The organism is Pseudomonas putida (genome assembly GCF_028682475.1).
Lineage (GTDB): Bacteria > Pseudomonadota > Gammaproteobacteria > Pseudomonadales > Pseudomonadaceae > Aquipseudomonas > Aquipseudomonas putida_AG.
In genome coordinates this window covers 116,566-140,659 of sequence record NZ_JANHLE010000003.1, presented here as the reverse complement: position 1 = coordinate 140,659, position 24,094 = coordinate 116,566, and the positions used below count along the sequence as shown (strand labels likewise).

The 24,094-nt window shown below is 59.9% G+C and carries 20 protein-coding genes and 1 pseudogene; 15 read left to right on the top strand and 6 right to left on the bottom strand.

What is annotated here, in order from left to right; translation table 11 throughout:
* Positions 1–152: 152 nt before the first annotated feature.
* From NPS47_RS04140 to NPS47_RS04095, 11 genes and pseudogenes are all read left to right on the top strand, one after another.
* On the top strand, positions 153–1,619 hold the full coding sequence (locus tag NPS47_RS04140; protein ID WP_274293833.1) for an FAD-dependent oxidoreductase: 1,467 nt from the start codon (positions 153–155) through the stop codon (positions 1,617–1,619).
* A gap of 144 nt (positions 1,620–1,763) precedes the next feature.
* Complete coding sequence (locus NPS47_RS04135; RefSeq protein ID WP_274293832.1) at positions 1,764–2,381, top strand: acyltransferase; 618 nt, start codon at positions 1,764–1,766, stop codon at positions 2,379–2,381.
* Positions 2,374–3,330, top strand: a complete 957-nt coding sequence (locus NPS47_RS04130; RefSeq protein WP_274293831.1) for a glycosyltransferase family 2 protein — start codon at positions 2,374–2,376, stop codon at positions 3,328–3,330. Before NPS47_RS04135 ends, NPS47_RS04130 begins: the two co-directional genes overlap by 8 nt.
* Positions 3,331–3,338: 8 nt before the next feature.
* Positions 3,339–3,863, top strand: a complete 525-nt coding sequence (locus tag NPS47_RS04125; protein WP_274293830.1) for a serine O-acetyltransferase — start codon at positions 3,339–3,341, stop codon at positions 3,861–3,863.
* 31 nt (positions 3,864–3,894) lie between these two features.
* Complete coding sequence (locus NPS47_RS04120; protein WP_274293829.1) at positions 3,895–4,872, top strand: glycosyltransferase family 2 protein; 978 nt, start codon at positions 3,895–3,897, stop codon at positions 4,870–4,872.
* Between the two features lie 7 nt (positions 4,873–4,879).
* A pseudogene (locus tag NPS47_RS25635) lies at positions 4,880–5,809 on the top strand (DUF535 family protein); the annotation flags it as partial.
* Positions 5,810–6,250: 441 nt separating this feature from the next.
* On the top strand, positions 6,251–7,894 hold the full coding sequence (locus NPS47_RS25630) for a glycosyltransferase family 4 protein (RefSeq protein WP_337993412.1): 1,644 nt from the start codon (positions 6,251–6,253) through the stop codon (positions 7,892–7,894).
* 55 nt (positions 7,895–7,949) lie between these two features.
* Positions 7,950–9,152, top strand: a complete 1,203-nt coding sequence (locus NPS47_RS04110; RefSeq protein WP_274293827.1) for a glycosyltransferase — start codon at positions 7,950–7,952, stop codon at positions 9,150–9,152.
* Positions 9,149–10,336 carry a glycosyltransferase family 2 protein gene (locus NPS47_RS04105; protein WP_274293826.1) on the top strand — a complete coding sequence of 396 codons (1,188 nt, stop codon included), beginning with the start codon at positions 9,149–9,151 and terminating at the stop codon, positions 10,334–10,336. The genes NPS47_RS04110 and NPS47_RS04105 overlap by 4 nt, the downstream gene beginning before the upstream one ends.
* Positions 10,336–11,106, top strand: a complete 771-nt coding sequence (locus NPS47_RS04100) for a WecB/TagA/CpsF family glycosyltransferase (protein ID WP_274293825.1) — start codon at positions 10,336–10,338, stop codon at positions 11,104–11,106. The genes NPS47_RS04105 and NPS47_RS04100 overlap by 1 nt, the downstream gene beginning before the upstream one ends.
* Positions 11,107–11,274: 168 nt before the next feature.
* Complete coding sequence (locus NPS47_RS04095) at positions 11,275–12,693, top strand: undecaprenyl-phosphate glucose phosphotransferase (protein WP_274293824.1); 1,419 nt, start codon at positions 11,275–11,277, stop codon at positions 12,691–12,693.
* A gap of 546 nt (positions 12,694–13,239) precedes the next feature.
* Here NPS47_RS04095 and NPS47_RS04090 read toward each other — a convergent pair.
* Complete coding sequence (locus NPS47_RS04090; RefSeq protein WP_274293823.1) at positions 13,240–13,830, bottom strand: hypothetical protein; 591 nt, start codon at positions 13,828–13,830, stop codon at positions 13,240–13,242.
* A gap of 322 nt (positions 13,831–14,152) precedes the next feature.
* Complete coding sequence (locus tag NPS47_RS04085) at positions 14,153–15,088, bottom strand: LysR substrate-binding domain-containing protein (RefSeq protein WP_274293822.1); 936 nt, start codon at positions 15,086–15,088, stop codon at positions 14,153–14,155.
* A gap of 146 nt (positions 15,089–15,234) precedes the next feature.
* On the opposite strand from NPS47_RS04085, the gene NPS47_RS04080 reads away from it, so the two are divergent.
* The 3 genes from NPS47_RS04080 to NPS47_RS04070 all read left to right on the top strand — a co-directional run bounded on the left by NPS47_RS04080 (position 15,235) and on the right by NPS47_RS04070 (position 18,580).
* Positions 15,235–16,611 (top strand): L-serine ammonia-lyase, encoded by a 1,377-nt coding sequence (locus NPS47_RS04080; RefSeq protein ID WP_274293821.1) that lies wholly within the window; start codon positions 15,235–15,237, stop codon positions 16,609–16,611.
* 119 nt (positions 16,612–16,730) lie between these two features.
* A complete protein-coding gene (locus NPS47_RS04075) occupies positions 16,731–18,029 on the top strand; it encodes a serine/threonine transporter (RefSeq protein ID WP_274293820.1) in 1,299 nt (432 codons plus the stop codon).
* A gap of 143 nt (positions 18,030–18,172) precedes the next feature.
* Complete coding sequence (locus NPS47_RS04070; RefSeq protein WP_274293819.1) at positions 18,173–18,580, top strand: OsmC family protein; 408 nt, start codon at positions 18,173–18,175, stop codon at positions 18,578–18,580.
* Here the strand turns inward: NPS47_RS04070 and NPS47_RS04065 are convergent.
* From NPS47_RS04065 to NPS47_RS04050, 4 genes are all read right to left on the bottom strand, one after another.
* Positions 18,577–19,254 (bottom strand): DUF3313 domain-containing protein, encoded by a 678-nt coding sequence (locus NPS47_RS04065; protein WP_274293818.1) that lies wholly within the window; start codon positions 19,252–19,254, stop codon positions 18,577–18,579. The genes NPS47_RS04070 and NPS47_RS04065 overlap by 4 nt on opposite strands.
* 199 nt (positions 19,255–19,453) lie before the next feature.
* On the bottom strand, positions 19,454–20,200 hold the full coding sequence (locus NPS47_RS04060) for an enoyl-CoA hydratase (protein WP_274293817.1): 747 nt from the start codon (positions 20,198–20,200) through the stop codon (positions 19,454–19,456).
* A gap of 29 nt (positions 20,201–20,229) precedes the next feature.
* The gene (locus NPS47_RS04055; protein ID WP_274293919.1) at positions 20,230–20,826 is read right to left on the bottom strand and encodes a helix-turn-helix domain-containing protein; all 597 of its coding nucleotides are present in this window, start codon (positions 20,824–20,826) and stop codon (positions 20,230–20,232) included.
* A gap of 65 nt (positions 20,827–20,891) precedes the next feature.
* Positions 20,892–22,841: an FAD-dependent oxidoreductase gene (locus NPS47_RS04050; protein WP_274293816.1), complete on the bottom strand. Its 1,950-nt coding sequence runs from the start codon at positions 22,839–22,841 to the stop codon at positions 20,892–20,894.
* 184 nt (positions 22,842–23,025) lie between these two features.
* On the opposite strand from NPS47_RS04050, the gene NPS47_RS04045 reads away from it, so the two are divergent.
* Positions 23,026–24,063 (top strand): ABC transporter substrate-binding protein, encoded by a 1,038-nt coding sequence (locus NPS47_RS04045; RefSeq protein WP_274293815.1) that lies wholly within the window; start codon positions 23,026–23,028, stop codon positions 24,061–24,063.
* Positions 24,064–24,094: the final 31 nt, after the last annotated feature.

The window sequence follows — 24,094 nt, the reverse complement described above, 5'->3', positions numbered from 1 at the left end:
AGGGGCTTTCTGGGCAGTTGTGTGGTGCTGGGCGTTGGCGGGGTGCTGTTCGGCTTCTCTGCAGGCGTTGCCCGCAAACCTGCCGGAAAGACCGGATTTGTCGTGATCAATGGCTGGGTGTTGCCATCTGAGTACTTCCGGAAAGAGCCGACATGATCAAGGACTACCAGGCGCAAAAAGAACTGCGCAGCGGCTACGACTTTTGCATCGTCGGTGCCGGCCCGGCCGGTATCACCCTGGCCCTGCAACTGGCGCAGGCCGGATGGAGCGTGGTCCTGATCGAGGGCGGAGGGCACGAGGCCTCACCGCGTTCACAAGCTCTTTACGCCTGCACCTCGACAGGCCTTGAGATGTATGCCGAGGAAACGCGCTTGCGCTTCCTGGGCGGCACGTCCAATCACTGGGCAGGGCGCTGCCGTCCGTTCGAGGCCTCTGACTTCGCGGTCTCGCCGCCTGGCAATCTGCCCGGTTGGCCCATCGAATATGCGGAGATCGAGCGCTATCTGCCGGCGGCGATGGCGATCGTCGACCTTCCGCAAGGGGCAAGCTTTCAGGCGCGCAACACCGGTTTGAAGGGGGGCGAGTTCGAGGCTGACCGCTTTCTGCTCAGCCCGCCGACGCGGTTTGCGCAAAAGTACGCAACGGCGCTCAACGAAACCCCGGGGCTCGAGGTTTTTCTCAATTGCAACTGTGTCGATCTTGAGTTCGATCAGGCTTCAGGCCGCCTGGTGGCTGCGCTAGTGTCGGATTACGACCTGCACCGTGAGCGACTGGAGGCACACAATTTCATTCTGGCAACCGGCGCCATCGAGAATGCCCGGCAATTGCTCAACAGCGAGTCGCTGCTGGCGGCGGGCGTCGTCAACCGCAATGGCTTGGTGGGCGGGTGTTTCATGGAACACCTGAATATCGATATGGGCACCTTCATATTAAGAGAAGGCCAAGATACCGAGCCGCGCGAGTATTACACCACCGATGCATTTATCGAGGAGTACCGTTCGGGCAAAGGTAATGTCGCTACCTCGGTGCTGTCGGAGGTGCGCACTTACGGGCGAACCGCCGAGGTCAAACACTTTCTCGAAAACCTCGCCTGTGAAATGGGCGTGGCCAGCAAAATTGAATTCATTGCCAAGTTCAGTTGCCCGGGGGATGGCGTGATCAGCACGATGCTCGAGCAGTTTCCCAATGTGCAAAGCCGTATCTCGCTGCTGGACGAAAAAGACTCGCTGGGTGTCGCCAAGGTCAATGTCAACTGGGCCTTGAGTCCCGACGACAGGCACACCATCAAGTGCATCGGCAGCGAAATCGCCAAGCAGTTTGCCGAGGTGGGGCTGGGTTTCGTCAAGCTCAACGATTACGTCTATGACACCGCCGTGCCACTGAAAATAGCGCCGCATGCCCACCATATGGGGACCACGCGGATGGCGGCCTCAGCGCAGACGGGTGTGGTCGATGCCAACTGCAAGGTGTTCGGCACTGAAAATCTTTATGTGGCCGGCAGCAGTATTTTTGCCAAGGGCGGCGCCTCCAACCCGACGATGCCGCTGCTGCAGTTTGCGTTAAGGCTGGCGGATCACCTTGATAACAAAATGAAGGTGGCCAGCGCTTCGGCGGTATGACATCGGCGGGATGTTGCGCCAGTGTTGAAGGACGGGCAACAGCGCGGTTGATAGTGGGGAGTGCAATCCGGTCAGCACCAACAAGAACGAGACCGGATCGACTCAGGGACAGTCCAAGATAGCTTCACTTGCGAGGGTCGCAGTATGTTTGGATGGATACGCAGCGCATTGACCTATTACGTCAACTCAACCGGGCGCGGCAGCCCCCTGTACAAAAAGTTGTGCAACCCCAATGCCTGCGAGTGGGGCGTCTACTTGAAGCGCTGGGGAAAGTTTCATTCGGTCGGCAACCATGTACACATCAGTAGCGGTTGCAACATCACCGACCCGACGATGGTACGCATCGGCAGTTATGTGGGGCTGTCCGATTGCACGCTGATCGGCCATGACGCGGTAGTGGCCTTGATTGAAGTGCGCTATGGCAAGCACCTGGACTCGGTCGGTTACATCGATATCCACGACAACTGCTTTATCGGCCATGGCGCCATTGTCATGCCGCGCGTGACCATCGGGCCTGACTCGATTGTCGCCGCGGGTGCTGTGGTGACCAAAGATGTTCCGCCTGGCACGGTGGTCGGAGGCAATCCGGCCAAGGTCATTTGCACTACCGAAGAACTGGTCAGCCGGATTGAAGAGCGCTGCGTTGCCTACCCGTGGATGGACCTGGTCAGACAGCGCAACGGCGCGTTCGACCCGGCGCTGGAGCCAACACTGGTGGCGGCAAGGCGGCAGTACTTTTTCGGGGAAGGGAACAATGGCTAGCAAGCCCGTCGACGTGCTGGTGGTCAACTTCAACACCGCAGCCTTGTTGCAGCCGATGTTCGACGCGCTGCGCCAGGCTGATAGCGAGCAGCTTGCCAGCTATCTGGTGGTGGACAACGCCTCGGTCGACAATTCGCTGGAGTGCCTGGCCAAGGTGTGCCCTGAGGCGACGTTACTGAGCAATGAAAAAAACGTCGGCTTTGGACGTGCCAACAATCAATTGCTTGAACACCTGCAAGGCAAGTACGCGTTGCTGCTCAATACCGACTCCTTTGTGGCCGCCGACAGCCTGGGCAAAACCATCGACTACATGGACGCCCATCCTGAATGCGGGGTGCTGGGTGTTCGCCTGGTAGGGCGTGAGGGTGATCTGCAACCCAGCTGCCGCTACTTTCCAACGCCGTTGAACGTGTTTGTGGCCCGCACCGGGCTCAGGCGCTTTTTCCCGTGGCTGAAGATGGTCGACGAGATGAGCTGGGATCACGGTTCGGTCCGCGAGTGCGACTGGCTGCCAGGCTGCTTCTATCTTGTGCGCCGGGAAGTGCTCGATCAGGTTGGCCTGTTCGACCCGCGTTACTTCCTCTACTACGAGGAGGTTGACCACTGTAAACGCGTTAAAGAGGCCGGCTGGAAGGTGGTGTTCTATCCGCATACCACGGTCGTGCACATTGGTGGCGAAAGCTCCAAGTCGGTTGCCGAACTGGAGGCAGCCAGTCGCCAGATATCGAACTACCAGATCGAAAGCGAGCTTTTGTATTTCCGCAAACATCATGGCGTGCCCGGGTTGGCCTTGCATATGGCACTGGTGTGCCTGGGTGATCTGCTGCTGGCACTCAAGGCGCTGTTGAAAGGACGAGGCCGGGCGGCCATCAGGGCATGTTGGCAGCATACCCGTGCCACCTGGTCGCTGTTGTTCGAAACCCGGTTCGCGAGCCAACCCACAAGGTAGGTGAATTCATGTTCGAAAACATACGTGCGGACTTGCGTGCATACCGTGGCGACTGGGGTGCTCAGGGCTTCTGGGTCATGCTGGTGTATCGCTTCGGACGCTGGCGCTACGGCGTGCGTCCGGCGTTGCTGCGCAAGCTGTTTTCCTTTGTCTACAAGGTGCTGTTCAAACTGGTGCAGATCGTCACCGGCGTCGAGTTGCCGTGTGAGGTGGTGGTCGGCCGCAACTTCGTCATCGACCATTTTGGCGGCATCGTCATCAGCGGATACGCGCAATTCGGTGATGACTGCCGGATTCGCAACGGCGTGGTGGTCGGCCTGAAAAATGTCAATGAACCCACGGCGCCGGTCATCGGCAATAACGTCGATATCGGCGCCGGTGCCAAGGTGCTGGGCAATATTCGCATTGGCAACAACGTCGTGATTGGCTCCAACGCGGTGGTATTGATCGATGTGCCGGACAATTCACTGGCCGTTGGCGTGCCAGCGACTATAAAGGTGAGAAAGCCCACTGAAGTAATGGAATACACCTGAGCAAGCCAGTTGATCGTCGCGAGTGAGGCCCATGGTGAAAGGCATTGGCGTAGTGGTTATCGGTCGTAACGAGGGCCAGCGGCTTGAGCGTTGTCTGGCTTCGCTGGAGGGTAGCGCGGACAAGGTCGTTTACGTCGACTCGGGTTCGGTGGACGGTTCGGTGCAAATGGCACGCCAGCGCGGCGTCGAGGTGTTGGCGCTGGACATGACCCGTCCGTTCACGGCAGCACGGGCTCGCAACGAAGGCTTTGCCCGTTTGCAACGCCTGTTGCCGACGCTGCGTCATGTGCAGTTTGTCGATGGTGATTGCGAGGTGGCCGCTGGCTGGTTGCCCAAGGCACAAGCGTTTCTTTATGCGCATCCTGCGGTCGCGGTGGTGTGCGGGCGGCGCCGCGAGCGCTTTCCGCAACGTTCGGTGTACAACTTGCTGTGTGACCTGGAGTGGGACACACCGATTGGTGAGGCCAAGGCCTGTGGCGGTGATGCGCTGATGCGCGCTGACGCTTTCGCTGCCGTGTCCGGCTATCGCGCCAGTCTTATTGCCGGAGAAGAGCCTGAATTGTGTGTGCGTCTGCGCGCCGCTGGCTGGAAGATCTGGCGTTTGCCTGAGGAAATGACCCTGCACGACGCCGCCATGACCCGGTTTGGCCAGTGGTGGCAGCGCAGCCTGCGTGGCGGCTATGCCTTCGCTGAAGGCGCTTTTTTGCATGGTGCGGCACCGGAGCGCCATTGGCAGCGAGAGTCGCGGCGCATCTGGATCTGGGGGCTGGCGATCCCGCTGGCAATCGTCGCTGCCAGTGCATGGCTGGGAGGCTGGGGGCTGTTGCTGCTGTTGATCTACCCGCTGCAGGCCGTGCGCCTGGCACGCCGGGGCGTCAGGTCGGCGCGCGAAAACTGGCTGCAGGCGATCTTCCTGGTGCTTGGCAAGTTTCCCGAGATGCTGGGGCAGGTGAAGTTCCTATTGAACAGATTCGGTGCCGGCAAAGCGGTATTGATCGAATACAAGTGAGAAACCGATGATTTATCGATCGATATTGAACAGTGTGCTCACGTTGCAGCCCGGATATTCTTTACGGTCGCTGAACAACAAGTTCAAGTTGATGCTGGTCATGACCTGGCAGTGGTCAGACCTGCGCTCGTTTTTCACGCGCATGTCGAACACGCTGGGCAGTGACGGCTTTGAGAAACTCGGGGGTGACTGCATCGGTGTGGTGCAGTGGCCCTACATCAGCAAGAGCTGGAATGCCCCGGTACGCCTGGCTGCGGTGGCGTCGCACTATGAAGCGATCAGCGATCAGTTTCCGGCGCTGTTGTTGCTGGGGCGTGACGAGCGTCTGACCCTGTGCGACCTGTCGAACTACTCCAGCGCCTGTACCCTGGTCCTGGATCGGCCGATCTGGTTCAAGCGCGAAGGGGAGTTGGTGCTGAACGTGTTCCAGGGTGATTTGCGCGTGGCCTCAATCGCCTTCACCTTGTCGCGCAGCACGGATGGGCTGTGTCTGTTCATCGGTGCGGTTCAGGGTATTCACAAAGGCATAGACAGTGAAAGGTCCTTGAGTATCTACCGCGACCTGACCAAGGATTTTGAGGGGCTGCGTCCCAGAAGCTTTCTCATCGAAGCCATCAAGTGCATTGCCAGAACGGTGGGGGCTTCCCGAATTTACGCGGTCGGCGACGCGTACCGGCACCATCGTCATCCGTATTTTGGTGCTGAAAAAGCCCAGGATCTGGCGGCAAATTATGACGTCATCTGGCTGGAAAATGGTGCAACGCCCTCGGATCGCGAGGATTTCTTCAGCATTCCCCTGGCCCAGTCAATGCGTGCGGCGGATGACATCGCCGCGAAAAAACGCGCGATGTACCGCAGACGCCAGGCGTTACTGGATGATGTATTTGCCCACATCGAAACTGCACTGGCAGGCACGGATGCGCAACGGCAGCTGCAACTGCACCGCCAGCGTCTGGGCGCCGCGTTGGCGGTACAGGAAGTCCACCGCGCATCGACCCTCACGCCATTGACGGCACGGGTTGCCGCGTTGCTCCGCCACCTTGCAAGCGAACCACGGCTGGACCAGCGCTTTCGGGCGTATGTGCACAAAGCCGGGTTGTATCCAACCCTGAAAAAGGTCTGGCGGGAGTTGTTGAAGCAGGGGCCGGGCCTACTGTGGAAAGCCCCTGATGCAACGGGTAAAAGCCTGCCGCTGGGCAACCCCGGGGTCCCGGCCAGCGAGCTGTTCGCCAATGAAGTGGTGTTGATCAGCGAGGTTGACCTGGCGCAATGCCCACAATCCCGGGTGGTCCAGATCCAGCAAGCGCTTGCGGGCCTCGGTTACCGATGCCGCGTTTTTGATTGGCGTGAGCACAGCGCTTGCCTGAATGCACTGCAGATGTGTTCCGCGGTGATCTTCTTTCGGGTGCCGGCCTTCGCCGATGTGCTCCTGCTGATCGAGGAGGCCAGGCGGCTCAAGGTCACGTCCTACTGGGACGCCGATGAATTGATTTTCGATGCGCAGGCGTACCGTCAGCAGCATGATCTGCATGCCTTGAGCGACGACGCCATTGCACGCCTGCTGGCGGCCGTGGCGCTGTATCAACAGGCGCTGCTGTCGTGCGACCGGGCCATCGCTTCGACAGGCGCGCTGGCCCAGGTAATGACCGAGGCTGGCGCCAGGCATGTGACGGTGATCGAGCAGAGCCCGGATGCTGGGTCCGACAGCAAGAGCTGGCAGCCACTGAGCCGGATCTTTCCGGCGCAGGTGCAGACCCGCGCCAGGCGCGTGCTGTCGGCAAACATATTCTTCGCCCCCAGAAGCTATGGCGGCGCCACGATCATCGCTGAACAGATGACCCGGCTGATGGCGCAGTCATCGCAACTGCAACCCTTCGTGTTGACCTCGTTGCCAGTCGCCAGCGCGGGGCCCTACGGCCTGTTCAGGTACGAGGTCAACAAGGTTGCGGTAATCGGTATGGGGCTACCCGATCAGCGCGCCGAATACTTTGAGAACCCCGCGACTATCCCGGTCTTCGAGGCCATGCTCAGCACTGTTGCGCCAGACCTTGTGCACTTGCATTCGGTGCAAGGACTCGGGGCGCAGCTGGCGGAAAGTTGCCGCAAGGCAGGCATTCCTTTTGTGGTGACCTTGCATGACACCTGGTGGATCTGTGGTCGCCAGTTCATGATCAACAAGCATGGGCAATACTGCGGGCAAACCAGGATTTCCAGTGAAGTCTGCGCAAAGTGTGTAGACGATCCAGTGCTGAACGATTACCGCCAGCAATGGCTGGCAAACATGCTGAAAAAGGCCGACCTGTTGCTTGCGCCCAGCAAGTTTGCCAGGGACCTGTATATCGCCAACGGCTTCGATGCCGCAAAGATCCGGGTCAACAACAATGGCATCCTGGCGCCTGCGGCCAACTACCGTAAGCAACCGGGCAAGACCCTCAGGTTTGGCTATGTCGGCGGCAATGTCTCGATCAAGGGGGTGACCCTGATCGCCCGCGCCTTTGCCTCGCTCAACCGCTCGGACTATGAGCTCAAGGTGGTGGACAGCCAGCTGCACCTTGGCTTGCGTTCATTCAAGCCGGACAGCATCAAGATACCCGGGACCGTCACCTTCATTCCTGGCTATGCCCAGGCGAACATGGACGCGTTCTATTCCAGCATCGATGTTCTGCTGTTCCCGACGCAGTTGAAAGAAACCTTCGGCTTGTCGGTGCGCGAAGCGCTTGCCCGCGATGTCTGGGTGATCAGCACCCAGGGCGGCGGAACGGTTGAGGATATCGTCGATGGCGTCAACGGCACCATCATCCCGCTGAGCACCGATGAAAAGTACTTGCGCCAGGCACTGTCCGATGTGCTCGAGAACCAGCATCGCTACCTCGAACATCGCAACCCCTTCAAAAACAGTATCAAGTTGTGCAGCGACCAGGCCCTGGAGCTTCAGGGGATCTATGAAGACGTGCTCAAACAGGCCTCGCTGCCGGGGGCAACGCCAGCAGGCGAGCCGTCGGTGATCGCCAGCCTGAGGTAGAAGGCTGGCGGGGCAGTTCTGATCATTCATAACGCGGGTAAACAGTCGGGCTCCTATGCGCATTGCTTATTTCATCAATCAGTACCCCAAGGTCAGCCATAGCTTCATTCGCCGCGAAATTCTGGCGCTGGAACGCCAGGGCATCGAGATTCAACGCATTGCCTTGCGTGGCTGGGACGCTGAGTTGCAGGATGCCGAGGACCTGTCTGAACGGGACAAGACCCGCTATGTGCTGCAAGACGGCATAAAGGGCCTGCTCGTGCCGTTGCTGCAAGTGCTGCGAAGTCGCCCGCGGCAATTTTGTTCGGCCCTGTGGCTGGCCTTGCGTATGGGCCTGCGTGCCGATCGCCCGTGGCCCTACCACCTGGTCTATCTGGCCGAGGCGTGCCGTGTTGTGCAGTGGTTGCAGGCGTTTGGCGCCGAGCACGTGCATGCGCATTTCGGCACCAATTCAACCGAGGTGGTGATGCTGGCCAATGCGCTCGGCGGGCCCACTTACAGCTTTACCGTGCATGGCCCGGAAGAGTTCGACAAGCCTCAATTTCTGTACCTGGGTGAGAAAGTCCGGCGCGCGGCGTTTGTCGCGGCCGTCAGCTCCTACGGGCGTAGCCAGCTGTATCGCTGGGTGGCCCATGAGCATTGGGCCAAGGTCAAGGTGGTGCATTGCGGCCTGGAGCGCATGTTCCACGAAGTCCCCGCCGTCGTAGCGCCCAGTGTGCCGCGCCTGGTATGCGTGGGGCGTTTGTGTGAACAAAAGGGCCAACTGCTGCTGCTTGAGGCAGCACGCTTGTTGGCCGCGCAGTCGGTGCTGTTCGAAATCGTGCTGGCGGGCGACGGGGAAATGCGCGCGGACATCGAAGCGCTGATTGTCCGGCATGACTTGCAGGAACAGGTGCGCATCACTGGCTGGATCAGCAGTGCGCAGGTACGCGATGAGATCCTTGCTGCCCGTGCCCTGGTGTTGCCGAGTTTCGCCGAAGGCCTGCCGGTGGTGATCATGGAGGCCATGGCCTTGCGCCGACCGGTGCTGACCACCTATGTGGCGGGTATTCCCGAGTTGGTTCGCCAGGGTGAGAACGGTTGGTTGTTTCCCGCCGGGGCTGTGGAGGAGTTGGCTGCAGCCATGGCCGACTGCCTTGCGCAACCGGTCGACACCTTGCAGCGCATGGGGGAGGCGGCGTATCAGCGCGTGTTGCAACGCCACGATATCGACAATGAAGCGGCCAGGCTGGCCGGCTACTTTAAGGCATTAGCATGATTACTTTACTGGCTTGGCTGCTGGGAGCAGTAGCGCTACTGGCGTTGCTGCCGGTGTTGGTGCTGTTCGCGCAGGTGCTGCTGGCCTGCCTGCCGGCGCGACCTGTACTGCCGGTGAACGGAAGGCGGCCGCGAGTAGCGGTGCTGGTGCCCGCGCATAACGAAGCCTCGGGCATCGTGGCGACGCTCAACAGCATTTTCCCGCAGCTGCTGGAGGGTGATCGACTGCTGGTGGTTGCCGACAACTGCAATGACGACACTGCCGCACGGGCCCGCGCGGCTGGCGCCGAGGTGGTGGAGCGCTGGGATACGCAACGGCGTGGCAAGGGCTATGCGCTGGACTGTGGTGTGCGTCATCTGGCCGGGGCTGCGCCAGAGGTGGTGATTATCATCGACGCCGATTGTACGGTGAGTGAACACGGCATTGACCATCTGGCGCGCCGCTGCGCCAGTGCCGGGCGGCCAGTGCAGGCCCTCGATCTGATGTGTGCACCGGCAGGTGCGGGGCTGAAAGTCCAGGTTGCCGAGTTCGCCTGGCGGGTCAAGAACCTGGTGCGGCCACGCGGGGGGGCGCGAGTGGGTTTGCCCTGTCAATTGATGGGCACGGGAATGGCGATCGCCTGGCAAGACCTGGCGTTGGTCGATCTGGCCAGCGGCCACCTGGTCGAAGACTTGAAAATGGGCCTGGATTTCTGCCGCAACGGCAAGCCGCCGTTGTTTTGCCCGGATGCACAGGTCACCAGCTTTTTCCCCCGTAGCGCTGAAGGGCTCACGACTCAGCGCGCGCGCTGGGAGCGGGGGCATCTGGGGGTACTGCTGGGGGAAGCGCCGCAGTTGCTGGGCGCGTCGCTCACCCGGCGCAATTGGTACCTGCTGGCGATGACGGTGGACCTGATGGTTCCGCCGCTGGCCTTGCTGGCCTTGACCTTGCTGGTTGTGTTCAGCGCCGGATGGTTGGCCTTTCTGCTGTTCGGTGTATGGCTGCCGGCGTTGATCGCCACGGGCGCGATGGCTCTGCTGGTTGCCGCGGTGCTGTTGGCGTGGAGCCGGTTCTGCCGTGAGCTGATCGGGTTTTCCGTGTTGCTGTATGCACCGTTCTATGCGGCGAAAAAGGTACCCCTGTATCTGGGGTTTTTAATCAAGCGCCAGGTTGAATGGGTGCGCTCAAAACGGGATGACAGCTAATGGTTGATGTGGCTTCGCAGAAAAGCTGGAAAGCGATTGTTGAAAAACTTCAGGTGATCAGTAATCCAGATGGTCAGCAAGGATTACTTCAAGCGTTCTCTGAAACCGCAGCGCCGACAGTGCTTGGGTTTGTCAACGCCCATGCGATGAATCTGGTCGCGAGGAATGCTGATTATTACGAGGCACTGTCCGCGGCTGATGTGTTGTTACGGGATGGCGTAGGCATGGCGATTCTTTATCGTCGCCTGGGCCTTGATCCGGGGTTGAACATGAATGGCACGGACTTCATTCCGCAACTGCTGGCGACTTTCAAGGGCCGCCGCGTGGCGTTCTGGGGGACAGAAGAGCCGTTCCTGAGCCAAGCGGCGCAGCGTAGCGAAACGCTGTTTGGTGTGCAGGTTGTATCGGTTTGTCATGGCTTTGCCGAGATGGATACCTACAGCAACCTGGCCCAGCAACTGCGGCCTGAGCTGATTGTGTTGGGCATGGGCATGCCTAAGCAGGAGGCTGTTGCTGCCCGATTGAAAGCCATTGACATGCCATGCCTGATCGTCTGCGGCGGGGCGATCCTGGACTTTCTCGGCGGCAAAGTAACGCGGGCTCCGTTATGGCTGCGCAGGTTGGGATGCGAGTGGCTATTTAGATTGATGAGGGAACCTAAACGCTTGTTCAAACGGTATGTGATGGGCAATCCAATGTTCCTGTTGCGGACGCTTTTCTGCACAAAGTCGGCAACGCAAGACGCCGAAAACACGCCCCGGCCTTTCTAGGCAACACCGTCTGACCGGCGGATCGTCTGATTCAGCCAAAGTGAACGGCAGGGATGACTCAGTCAGCGATGAAAGCTTGGTACTGCTACAGTGATATCACAAGCTCCTTCAGGCAGGGCTGGGAAATATTGGGAAAGCGTGTGGTATCTCAATTGACGAGGTCTAGTAATGGTTTTCGAACCCAGAAGCAGCCGCTCCCTCCTCCAGCGAAGAAGCAGTGTCAGTAACGCCATCCAGGCGGGTCTCGACGGTATTGCGGTGACCGGTGTTGCCTGGTACCTGATCAATGACCAGATCGGTTACATCACCTCTGATTACGTCATCATGATGTTGCTGTTGATCGGTGCATTGGCCGTCATTTACGACCATTACGCCATTTACCGCAGCAATGTCGGGCTTTCCATCAAGGCCTTCAGGTTGTTTAAAGCCTGGTCGGCGACCTTTTGTTTTCTCGTGGTCATGGCGTTTCTTACCAAACAGAGCGAGAGCTATTCACGCATGCTGGTGGGCGAGCTATTTGTCATCGGCTATTTTGTGCAGCTGTTCCTGCACTTTGCCGTGCGCGAGGTGCAAAAGCGTTTTTTTGCCCACGCCTATCGGCTGGAAAACGCCCTGATCATTGGCGCCGGCGACCTGGCGCATTTTCTGCACCAAAAGATAAGCAACAACCCCTGGTTTGGTGAGCGGATTGTCGGCTGTGTCCTGACCGGTGAAGGGGACAGCGGCGATAACCTAGAAGGCAAGAATCGCTTGTCGGTGTTGGGGCATATCGCCGATCTTGATGAAATCGTCGTGCAGCATGCGATCAGGACGGTCTATCTGGTCACGCCGCTAAGCGGTTCTGCGGTCATCAATGACGTGTACTTGAAGCTGCTCGACAAATGCATTGCGGTTAACTGGGTGCCGGACATCTTTTCACTGCGCTTGATCAATCACAGTGTGCGTGAAATTTCCGGCATTCCCGTGCTGACCTTGTCTGAAACGCCGCTGACAGGGACGAGCCTGTTCCTCAAGAACCTGGAAGACAAAGTCCTCGCAGCCCTTATCTTGCTGTTTGCATCGCCGGTGCTGCTGGCTGTTGCCCTTGCCATCAAACTCGACAGCCCGGGCCCGGTGTTCTTCAGGCAGGAGCGCATGGGCTGGACCGGAGAATCGTTCCGCATCTGGAAGTTCAGAAGCATGGTTGTTCATGAGCCGGAAGATGGCGTGGTCAGGCAAGCGCAGAAGAACGATGTGCGCCTGACCCGCGTGGGGGCCTTTATCCGTCGAACCAGCCTTGACGAACTGCCGCAGCTGTTCAATGTGCTGATGGGCGAAATGTCCCTGGTGGGGCCGCGCCCGCACGCGCGTCAACATGACACACAGTACTCTCAGGACATCGTCGACTACTTTGCCCGGCACAACATCAAACCCGGCATGACCGGCCTGGCGCAGGTGCGGGGTTTCCGAGGTGAAACCAAAGACATCGAGCAAATGATCCAGCGTGTTGATTCTGACATCGAGTACATCAACAACTGGTCGCTGTGGCTCGACTTCGTGATTCTGGTGCGCACGCTCAATGCTTTTACTGGCAAGCAGGCTTATTAGGTGTTCAGTCTCGACTCGCTGGATCAACTGCGCCGCCAAGGCACGCAGTTCTTGATCGAGATTCGGATGCGAAGTCATGCCGCCGATTTTGTCAGAGAGGGCTCATGGCGACGATAGACTGATGGGCCAATTGGGCTGGCATGCGCGTCGTGGCAGATGTTAAAGCATTGAGATAATTCCGCCTGCATCGGCGCGCTGCCAAGGTAAACCGAGTACCAGGGCCTGAAGTTGCTCGGCATTCAACTCAACTTCGGAGCCGTGCCGCACACCAGGTGCCGGCGCCTATGTCCATGGGCTCGGTGGCGAGCCAGATGGAGTCGATGCGGATCATCGCAGCAAGTCTCGTAGGAAAGCAGAACACGGCGCTGCATTTTCTGCCGGCCAACTCACAACGACAGTGCCTTTTGAATGAGTGGGGGCAAGAAATGAAATGGGTGCAGCACCTTACCGCAAGAATCAAGTGCTGCACTCAGTTTTCGCTGACCGTCAAATGTGAACCTATTTCAGAGCTAGGCAAGTAGATAGATAAATTAACCGCTCAGCGCACTACTTAGCCGTGGGAAGGCCAGCGTAATTTTTCTCCTTTATGCGGATTTGGAATGTAGCATTTTGGCCTTTCACAATCAGCGGTGGCATGCCTTCCTTGCGATAATTTGCATCCACGCGAGCATGCCATTCTGTACCATGTGTCTCCCGGTTAAATAAACTTAATCGATCACCTGCACAGTAGATTTCCACCTCATAAATAACGTCCGCTTCAATAGTTTTAACGACCTTCAATTGGTAGAGAGATGGCGAGTTGGCCTGGGCCTTAATGCTCCCCCCGTAATCATAGGTGGCAAGGCACTTCCCATATTCGCCTGCAGTCGCCGCGGAGTAAATATTGTAATAGCCGTCCTTGATCCTCTTGAAATAAAAGGGTACCTCCATGTCTTCGGTCGAGTTGGCGTACAGAGTGGATGTATACTTCTGTGTTATGCCATAAGTGCCATTTCCAAGCGTCAACACTTTACCCGCTTTCGTCTGCCAGTTATCAGTATTCTCTTCCAATATAAAATAAGAGAAGCAGGCAGGGGCCGAATCGATAGTTAATGTTGCCAGGAATGAATCTTTGAGTGGATCATAAGTAGTAGGCATTGGTTTCTCCCGTTAAATTGCCTCTTGGCCTGATCAGTGTGCGAACCTATTATCATTTGAGCAGCTAGCGATATTGATAGCATTAAAGAGCTTCTCTGGTGCCGATAAAACCTACATCGTTGTACGCCCAATCGATACTGACAAAAGTAATAGTTGCAGATCACATCCGACCAGAGGCCTGGATCTCGCCGCGCTAATGCGAGGGCTGGTGCCAGATCATTTCGGGACCGAACACCTAAGAGCCGACGACCGCTTGATACTCAACGGTGTGTGTGCCCCCGGATGAGTGGGCACCGCATCAGCGCAGAGCGCTAGCCACCGTTTAATTGAGCTCATGCAGGTTGCGAAAGATCCCAGCTTCCTCCACCAACCAGTCATGCACTGCCCGGGCGCTCGGATGCGCCAGGCCGCCAGGCGGGTAGAGCAGTACGTAGCGCTTGTGATTGGCGATCGGCAGGCCGAACGGCACGATCAGGGTGCCGCGTTCAAGCTCGTCATTGAGCAGGGTCCGCCGCGCGATAGCCACACCAATTCCAGCGATGGCTGCTTCAATGGTCAGGTGATTGCGGTTGAAGGTGTGCCCGCGGCGCACGTCCAGGCCGCCAGCACCAATCCCTTCCAGATAAAACTCCCATTCTGCGTACTCCGAGCTGCCACGCCAGGCGGTGATGTCGTGCAGCAACGGATAGTGCGCAAGGTCGCCGGGGCCATGCAGAGGCGGGCGGCCACGCAGCAAGGTCGGCGAACACACCGGGAAGATCTGCTCGTCGAGCAGTGGCGTTGAGTGCATGCCTGGATAGCTACCGTCGTTGAGGTCGATGGCCAGGTCGAAGTCGCCTTCATGCAAGGCCTGACTGCTGTCTTCGGCCACCAGACGCAGCTGGATGTCCGGGTAACGTTGCTGCAGGCGGGGCAGGCGTGGGGTCAGCCACTTGGCCAAGAACGAGGGAATCGAACGCAGGCGCAGGGTGCCGCGGATTTCGCCGGCGTCCAGGCGCAGCAATTCGGCGTCGATGTTGCCGTAGGCTTCGCTGACTGTTTGTGCCAGGCGCTGGCCTTCGGCGCTCAGCTCTACGCCACGGGCGCGGCGCAGGAACAAACGAAAGCCCAGGCGCTCTTCCAGCTGACGAATCTGCTGGCTCACCGCACCGGGAGTGATGTGCAGTTCTTCGGCGCAGCGGGTGAACGACAGGTGCCGCGCCGCACAGGAAAACACGTGCAGCCAGACATACATCTGGCCATTCATCTGTCGTCTCATCGTTTAGTTCTGCTAAAGACTTGCTTAGAAAGTTTCGTTGGTCAATGCCACGGTGACCGGGCAGTATCGCGCAACTTCGCGAAACCCTTCAATTTTTTCATAACGCCGCAGGGCGACATTCGTCGCTTGAGCGTGCAGGCATTAGCATGGCTATCAGTGTTTTCGACCTTTTCAAGATTGGCATCGGGCCCTCCAGCTCCCACACCGTGGGCCCTATGCGGGCGGCTGCGACCTTTGCCCAGACCCTGCGTGAGCAGGATCTGCTGGCGCACGTCAGTCGGGTCGAGGTTCGTCTGTATGGCTCGCTGTCGGCCACCGGCGTCGGTCACGCCACTGACCGTGCCACCTTGCTCGGGCTGATGGGCGAATGGCCCGACCAGATCGATCCGCAGCGTATCGAGCCGCTCATCAGCCAGTTGCAGGACAGTCAGGTGCTGCTGCTCGATGGCCGTCACGCGGTGGCCTTCGATTGCACCCGCGACCTGCTGCTGCTCGACGAAAGCCTGCCGTATCACCCCAATGCCATGACCCTGGAAGCCAGCAGTGCGACCGGTTCATTGCTGCAGCACACCTACTATTCGGTGGGTGGTGGTTTTATCGTCGAGGCCGCGCAGATTGGCGCAACCGGCGACAGCACCGAGCAAGTGCAATTGCCTTACGACTTTGACAGTGCCGCTGAACTGCTGGCGCTGTGCAAACAGCACCAGTTGCGCGTCAGCGAGCTGATGATGGCCAACGAACTGGCCTGGCGCTCCGAGGCCGAGGTGCGCAGTGGCTTGCTCAAACTCTGGGCGGCGATGCGCGAGTGTGTCGATAACGGCCTGCGCAACGAAGGCATCCTGCCCGGTGGGCTGAAGGTCAAACGCCGCGCTGCCAAGCTGCACCGCAGCCTGCAGGAACTGGGCAAGCCTAACGTGATCGGCTCGACCTTGAGCGCCATGGAGTGGGTCAACTTGTTCGCCCTGGCGGTCAACGAAGAAAACGCCGCAGGCGGGCGCATGGTCACCGCGCCCACCAACGGGGCTGCCGGGATCATTCCGGCGGTGCTGCACTACTACATGAAATTCAACCCTGATGCCTGCGACAACGATGTTGTCGACTTCCTCCTCAGTGCTGCCGCGGTGGGCATCCTGTGCAAGAAAAACGCCTCGATCTCCGGTGCCGAAGTGGGCTGTCAGGGGGAGGTGGGGTCGGCGTGCTCCATGGCTGCGGCGGGGCTTGCCGAAGTGCTTGGGGCGACGCCGATGCAGCTGGAAAACGCTGCTGAAATCGCCCTTGAACATAACCTCGGCCTGACCTGCGACCCGGTGGGCGGTCTGGTTCAGGTGCCGTGTATCGAACGCAACGCAATCGCGGCGGTAAAGGCCATCAACGCGGTGCAGATGGCCTTGCGCGGTGATGGCGAGCACTTCATTTCTCTGGACCGGGTGATCCGCACCATGCGCGATACCGGTGCCGACATGCATGCCAACTACAAGGAGACTTCGCGCGGCGGCCTGGCGGTCGCTTTTGTCGAGTGTTGAGTTAAGCCCTGTCGCGGGGCAAGCCCGCTCCCACCGGGATAGTGAGAGTTCTGTGAGAGCGGGCTAGCCCCGCGATCAAGTTATTTGTAAGCAACAAAAACAACTACAAGGCAATATCGATGACTGATGTAAACACCACCACCCACCTGGGTGCGCGCACGGCCGCGCCCGCGCAAAGCAAAACCTGGAATCGCCACGACACTACCTGGGTCCTGGGCCTGTACGGCACCGCCATTGGCGCCGGTACCCTGTTCCTGCCGATCAACGCCGGGGTAGGGGGCTTCTGGCCGCTGCTGGTGCTGGCGCTGCTGGCGTTTCCGATGACCTATTACGCGCACCGTGGCCTGACCCGCTTCGTGCTGTCCGGCAAGCGCGGCGCCAGCGAAGACATCACTGAAGTGGTAGAAGAGCACTTCGGTGTCGGCGCCGGCAAGCTGATCACCTTGCTGTACTTCCTGGCCATTTTCCCCATCCTGCTGGTGTACAGCGTGGCGCTGACCAACACCCTGGGCAGCTTCATGGAGCACCAGTTGCACATGACCCCGCCACCGCGAGCCTTGCTGGCGTTGCTGTTGATCTGTGGCCTGATGATCGTGGTGCGCAGCGGCCAGGGCATCATCGTCAAGGTCATGAGCCTGCTGGTCTATCCCTTTGTTGCCGCGTTGCTGTTGCTGGCCCTGAGCCTGATCCCCAACTGGAACGGCGCGTTCTTCGCCCAGGCCTCCGCAGGCATGCCGCTGGACCTGTTCTTCAAGACCCTGTGGCTGGCGATCCCGGTGATGGTTTTCTCGTTCAACCATTCGCCGATCATCTCGGCCTTCGCGGTTGACCAGAAGCACCGCTACGGCGAACAGGCCGACCAGAAGAGCAGCCGCATTCTGGCCAGTGCGCACGTGATGATGGTGCTGACGGTGATGTTCTTCTGCTTCAGCTGCGTGCTGGCCCTGAGCCCAGCCGATCTTGCCGCGGCCAAGCAACAGAACATCTCGATCCTCTCGTACCTGGCCAACCACTTCCAGACCCCGGTCATTGCCTTTGTCGCGCCGCTGATTGCTCTGGTAGCGATCACCAAATCGTTCCTCGGTCACTACATCGGTGCCAGCGAAGGCTTCCAGGGCATGATCGTGAAAAGCCTGCGCAGTCGCGGCAAGCAACTGCCCGCCAAGCGCCTGGAGCAACTGACGGCACTGTTCATGGTGCTGACCTGCTGGGCCGTGGCCACGCTCAACCCGAGCATTCTGGGGATGATCGAGAACCTTGGCGGGCCAATTATCGCCTGCCTGCTGTTCCTGATGCCGATGTACGCCATCCACAAGGTGCCGTCGCTGCGTAAATATTCGGGCAAGCTGTCGAATGTCTTCGTGGTACTGATCGGCCTGATTACCCTGTCGGCGATTCTTTACTCGTTGTTCGCCTGACCTGTAGGTTGCTGCGCCGTTGTTCCAGGCGCAGGACACTGCAGGCCGCGATTGCACCTTCCCCTGCGCAGGGCCAGACGCTAGTGTAAACACACTCGCGTCAGGCCCTTTTGGCTTGACCATCGCAAAGGAAGCCACTGCAGATGACCGATTCGACCGTCCACGCCGAACTGGGTGAGATCCCTTACACCGTCAACTTGTCCGCCGGTGTAAACCAGTGGCTAGCTGATGAAAACCAGGCCCTTGGTGGTCGTGATGCCGGCCCCAATCCCCACCAGTTGCTGCTCTCGGCACTGGGCGCCTGCACCGCAATCACCTTGTCGATGTATGCCCGGCGCAAGGAATGGCCGCTGCAGCATGTGCATGTGCAGCTGGATATCGTCAAGGAAGACAAAACCACACCGGTGAGCACCGAGATCAAGCGTGTCATAGAACTGCACGGTGATCTCGATGCGGCCCAGCGTGAGCGCCTGCTGGGCGTGGCCAACGCCTGTCCGGTGCACAAGCTGCTCAGCGGCAGCATTGCCATCGACAGTCAGTTGAGTGACTAACGCGACTCGCTTCTGAACTTGACGAGGCTGCGGCGCAAGTCCGAGGCCCAGCCGTCGAGTACCGGTTGCACGTCTTTTACCGTCAGCTTGGTGGCATCGTTTTCAAGCTCCTTACCGGCGCCTTTGCGTACCACCTGGGCCACCACTGTGTTGTTGCCGCCGTCGAGAATGGCCGCTTCGGTGGCGATGTCGACATCCTGGTCACGACCACCGGCAGCAGTCATGACGGCTGCCGACACCAGGGCGATCGGGATCACCTCATAAGGCTTGAGCCCTTCGGTGCTGGTGGCCACTGCGGTAATCGCCGGGCGCACCACCAGTACATTCGGGCCTGGGCCTGTGGCCAGCGGTACCACCGCACCCAGTTCACGCTTGAGCGCCGTGTCGTAGTAGTGGGTGATTTGCTGCAGGGTTTGCGGGGTGATCACGGCGGTGGGCTGCGGTTTGGGGTAGAACTGGCTTGGTTCGATGTACACCTGTTTGTAGTTGGCGGCCTTGAAGTTGGGCGAGATCCAGCGCATTACCGGTGCGCCGGAGATGCTTTCGGCCTCCTTCAGGCGGCTGTAGTCCTTGAGGAAACCGGAATATTCGCTGGGGTCGACCCTGGAGCTGGCGCAACCGGCCAGTACGATAAGTGCGGAGCAGAGTAAGGTACAACGCAATGCGGATTTCATCGGCTTTCGTTCCTTGGCAAGGGTTGCGATGACACGTGTGAGTTGACCTCAACAAAGCTAGCAGCTCCCAGCCTGCGCGCCAGAGCTTGCCGTGGATTTTCCCGGGTGGGAGCAACTGTTTTGCACGGTGGGAGCGGGCTTGCCCCGCGATTGCGGTGTGTCAGCCACATAGCATCGCGGGGCAAGCCCGCTCCTACCGTCAGTCCTTCACCAGCGCCCGTAGCGCTGCCTTGGCCTCAGGCGTGTGCAGGCGATCGATAAACAACAAGCCCTCGCGACGCACACAGGCGTCCAGTTCTGCTCGATGGGTATCCTTGAGCAAGCGCTTGCTGATCCGCAGCGCTTCCTGCGGCAGGCTTTGCAGGCGTTGCGCCAATTGCCGGGCGGCGCTCAGGCATTGCTCGCCATCCTCATGCAGCTCATTGGCCAGGCCCCATTGCACGGCCTGTTCACCGCTCAACAGCTCATTGCACAACAGCAGCCGCGCCGCCCGGGCGTGCCCCAGCAAGCGTGGCAACAACAGGCTGGAGCCAAATTCCGGGCACAGGCCCAGTGGTACAAATGGCATGCGCAGTTTGGCCGTGCGGCTGACCAGCACCTGATCGCAGTGCAACAGCAGGGTGGTGCCAATTCCGATGGCGGCGCCGGACACCGCGGCAATCAGCGGCTTGTCCAGGGCCATGACAATGCGCATCAGGCGAAACACCGGGCTGTCCATGTCGACGGGCGGGTTGTCGAGAAAATCCTTCAGGTCGTTACCGGCGCTGAAGCACTGGGCGCCGCCGGTGACGATGATGACCTCGACCTGTGGATCTTCTCCGGCCGCCTGCAGCAACTCGCCCAACTGGCTGTACATGGAACTGTTTAAGGCGTTGAGCTTGTCGGGGCGATTGAAGGTCAGGGTCAACAAGCCGTTGTTCAGGTCGCGAATAATCAGGTCGGTCATGGCAAGCCTTTATTGTTGTTGTCTTGGGTTTAGAAGGTCGGCGGCGTGATTACCCAGATGACCACGGCATCGACCTCGCCAGGGTTGCCGTAGCGGTGCGGTTCCTGGCTGGAAAAACTGAAGCTGTCGCCTTCGTTGAGCTGGAAGTAGCGGTCGCCCACCCATAGCTCGAAACTGCCGGACAGCAGATAACCGGCTTCTTCGCCTTCATGGCTGTAACTCTGCTGGCTGTAGCTGCCCGGCGGGAAGCGCGAGTGGAGCATTTCCAGTTCGCGGTTAGGTTGCGGGCTCAGCAACTGGTCAACGATGCCGTCTTCGTAGTGAACACTCAGGCGGCTGTTTTTGCGCACCACGTAGCCGTTGTCTTCAGGGTCGGTGCTGGTTTCGCTGGCGAAAAACCACTGGATGGTCACGCCCAGGCTGCGGGCGATGTTGAACAGCGCCGGAATCGACGGGTAGGACAGGTTGCGTTCCAGCTGGCTGATGTAGCCAGCGGTCAGCTCGCTTTGCTGGGCCAGCTCGGCCAGGGTCATGCCCCGGCGTTTGCGCAGGCCGCGAATGCGGGTGCCGAGAAACTGCGGGGCGGCGGCGCCTTCCTGGCTGGGAACGGCGCCGGCGGGCGGCATCTTGCTGCTGTTGCTCATGGGGTGCTCCGAACCGCACGCTGCAAAGCCCCGGAGTATAAACAGGCTCAGAGCGTCCAGGCGACCTTCAATCCTTCGTAAATGGCTTCTTCGGCGGTGCGTGGCGCCAGGCAGTCGCCGATCCGTTGCACTGGCACCAGGCCGCTGAGTTCGTTGACCAGGGTATCGACCGGTTGATGGCCCTGGCACAACACCAGGGTGTCGATGTCCTCGAAGATCATCGGTTCGCCGCTGGCAGTGTGTTGCAGGTACACGGTGTTGTCATCGCAGCCGTAGAGGCGGGCATAGGGGGTGATGGGAATGCCGAGTTTGTGCAGTTCACCGGCCATCTGGTCGCGTACGTACAACGGCAGGTTCTCGCCGCAGTGGGTGCCATTGACCGCCAATTGCACCTGATGCCCGGCGCGGACCAGGCGTTCGGCGATGCCCGGGCCGATCCAGTCGCAGCGCCAGTCCACCACCAGCACCGAACGCCCGAGGGTGACCTCATCGCGCAGCACCTGCCAGGCATCGACCACCTGCAGTTCACCGCCGCGTTCAAAGGTTGGCCAGTAAGGCTCGGCACCGGTGGCGACGATCACCAGGTCAGGCTGTTCACGTTCCACCAGGGCGCGATCGACGCGGGTGTTGCGCACCACCTCGACCCCGGCCAGTTGCATCTCGCGCTGCAGGTTGGTGCTGGCGCCGCCGAACTCGGCACGGCGCGGCAGCAATTGCGCCAGCAGTACCTGGCCGCCCAGTTGCGCACTGGCTTCGTACAGGGTCACCTCATGCCCGCGTGCGGCAGCCACTGCGGCGGCTTTCATGCCAGCCGGGCCGCCACCGGCGACCATGATGCGCTTGGGTTGTGGCGCTTTCTGAATCTGGCCGAACTGCTGTTCACGCCCGGTCTCCGGGTGCTGGATGCAGGAGATCGGCAAGCCGCGATGGAAGTGGCCGATACAGGCCTGATTGCAGGCGATGCACGCGCGTACATCTTCGGCATGGCCGCTGTCGGTCTTGTTGGGCATTTCGGGGTCGCAGATCAGCGCGCGGGTCATGCCACAGACATCGGCCTGGCCACGGGCGAGGATCAGTTCGGCTTCCTGCGGCTGATTGATGCGTCCGGTGACGAACAGCGGGATCGACAGGCTGGCCTTGAACGTCCCGGCTTCGCGGGCCAGGTAAGCCGCTTCGATGGCCATCGGCGGGACGATATGCACGGCGCCACCGAGGGAGGCCGAGGTGCCTGCGACGATGTGCACATAGTCAAGCGCCGACTGCAGCGCCTGTACCGCCGCCAGCGATTCGTCTTCGGTCAGGCCTTCGGCATCGCGCTCATCGGCGCTGATGCGCAGGCCGATGATGAAGTCCGGCGCGGTGGCGGCGCGTACCGCGGCAATCACCTCGCGCAGAAAGCGCAAGCGCTGTTCAAGCTCACCGTTGTAGCCATCGGTGCGGCGATTGACCCGTGGGTTGATGAACTGCGCCGGCAGATAGCCGTGGCTGGCGACCACCTCGACACCGTCGAGCCCGGCCTGATGCAGGCGCCGCGCGGCATCGGCATAGCCTTGCACGATCTCGTCGATCATTGCCTGGTCGAGGGCGCGCGGCATCACCCGGAAACGCTCATTGGGCACCGCTGACGCCGAATAGGCCACCGCCAGCAGACCGTCGCTGGATTCCATGATTTCCCGGCCGGGGTGGAAAATCTGCGACAGCACTACCGTGCCATGGGCATGGCAGGTCTCGGCCAGCTGGCGGTAGCCTTCGATGCAGGCATCGTCGGTGGCCATCAGCACATGCGAGGTGTAGCGCGCACTGTCGTGCACCCCGGCCACCTGCAGCACGATCAGGCCAACACCGCCTTCGGCACGGGCCTTGTGGTAGGCGATCAGCCGGTCGTTGACCAGGTTGTCGGTGGGGATCGAGGTGTCGTGGCCGCTGGACATGATGCGGTTCTTCAGGCGTTTGCCACGGATTTGCAGCGGTTCGAACAGGTGCGTGAAGGTCGACATGCTGTGCAGGCTCCAGCGGGTTGTTGTTTTTATTTTTCTATAGAAGTGTACCGCCAGTAAAAAATCAACTTGTTTTTTTACTGACCATTGGCTAGCTTTCGATTCACCCCGAGTCCTGGGGCCTACCTCACAACAACAAGAAAACGGACCGCACCTGGCGCGGTACCAGCATGAGGAACCACGAATGAAAGCGAACCTGCTCAAACTCTCGCCCTGGCTGCTTGCCCTTGGCCTTGGCAGCGCCCAGGCAGCACCGGACATGGTCGTCGTCGCCTACGGCGGCGCCGGTCAGAAAGCCCAGGATGCGGCGATCTTCCAGCCTTTCAGCGCCCAGGACGGCAGCAAACTGATCCAGAGTGAATACAACGGTGAAATGGCCCGGATCAAGGTCATGGTCGACACCGGCAACGTTGACTGGGACCTGGTGATGATCGAGGCCCCGGACTTGATGCGCGGTTGCGAAGAAGGCATGTACGAGCGCCTCGACTGGACCCGGCTCGGCCGCGCTGAACAGTTGATTCCCGATGCCGCACAGGAATGTGGTTCGGCGGTGCTGGTGTGGAGCGTGGCGATTGCCTACGACAAGAACAAACTGGCCCAGGCACCGGCGTCATGGTCGGACTTCTGGGACGTGCAGAAGATCCCCGGCAAGCGCGGCCTGCGCAAACGCGCGGTGTACAACCTGGAATTCGCCCTGATGGCTGATGGCGTCAAAGCCGAAGATGTCTACAAGGTGCTGGCCACCCCACAAGGCGTCGACCGCGCCTTCGCCAAGCTCACTGAACTCAAGCCCTACATCCAGTGGTGGGAAGCCGGTGCGCAACCGGCGCAATGGCTCAGCGCCGGCGATGTAGTGATGACCTCGACCTACAGCGGCCGCATCGCCGTCGCCGCGCAGGAGGGCAGTCCGCTGGCGGTGGTATGGCCGGGCAGCCTGTACGGTATGGACTACTGGGCGATCATCAAAGGTTCCAAGCATGTCGACCAGGCCAAGCGTCTGATCGCCTACGCCAACCAGCCTGACACCCAGGTGCGCTACGTCAATGCGATCCCCTACGGGCCGACCAACACCGAGGCGGCTGCGCAGCTGGATCCGAAGCTGGGCAGCTGGGTACCGACCTCGAAACAGAACCTTGAAGGCGCCTTGGCGATGAACGTCGAGTTCTGGGTCGATCACGGTGATGAACTCGAAGAGCGCTTTAACGCCTGGGCCAGCAAGTAATCCCTTGTGGCTGGACACCGCCGGGTGTCCA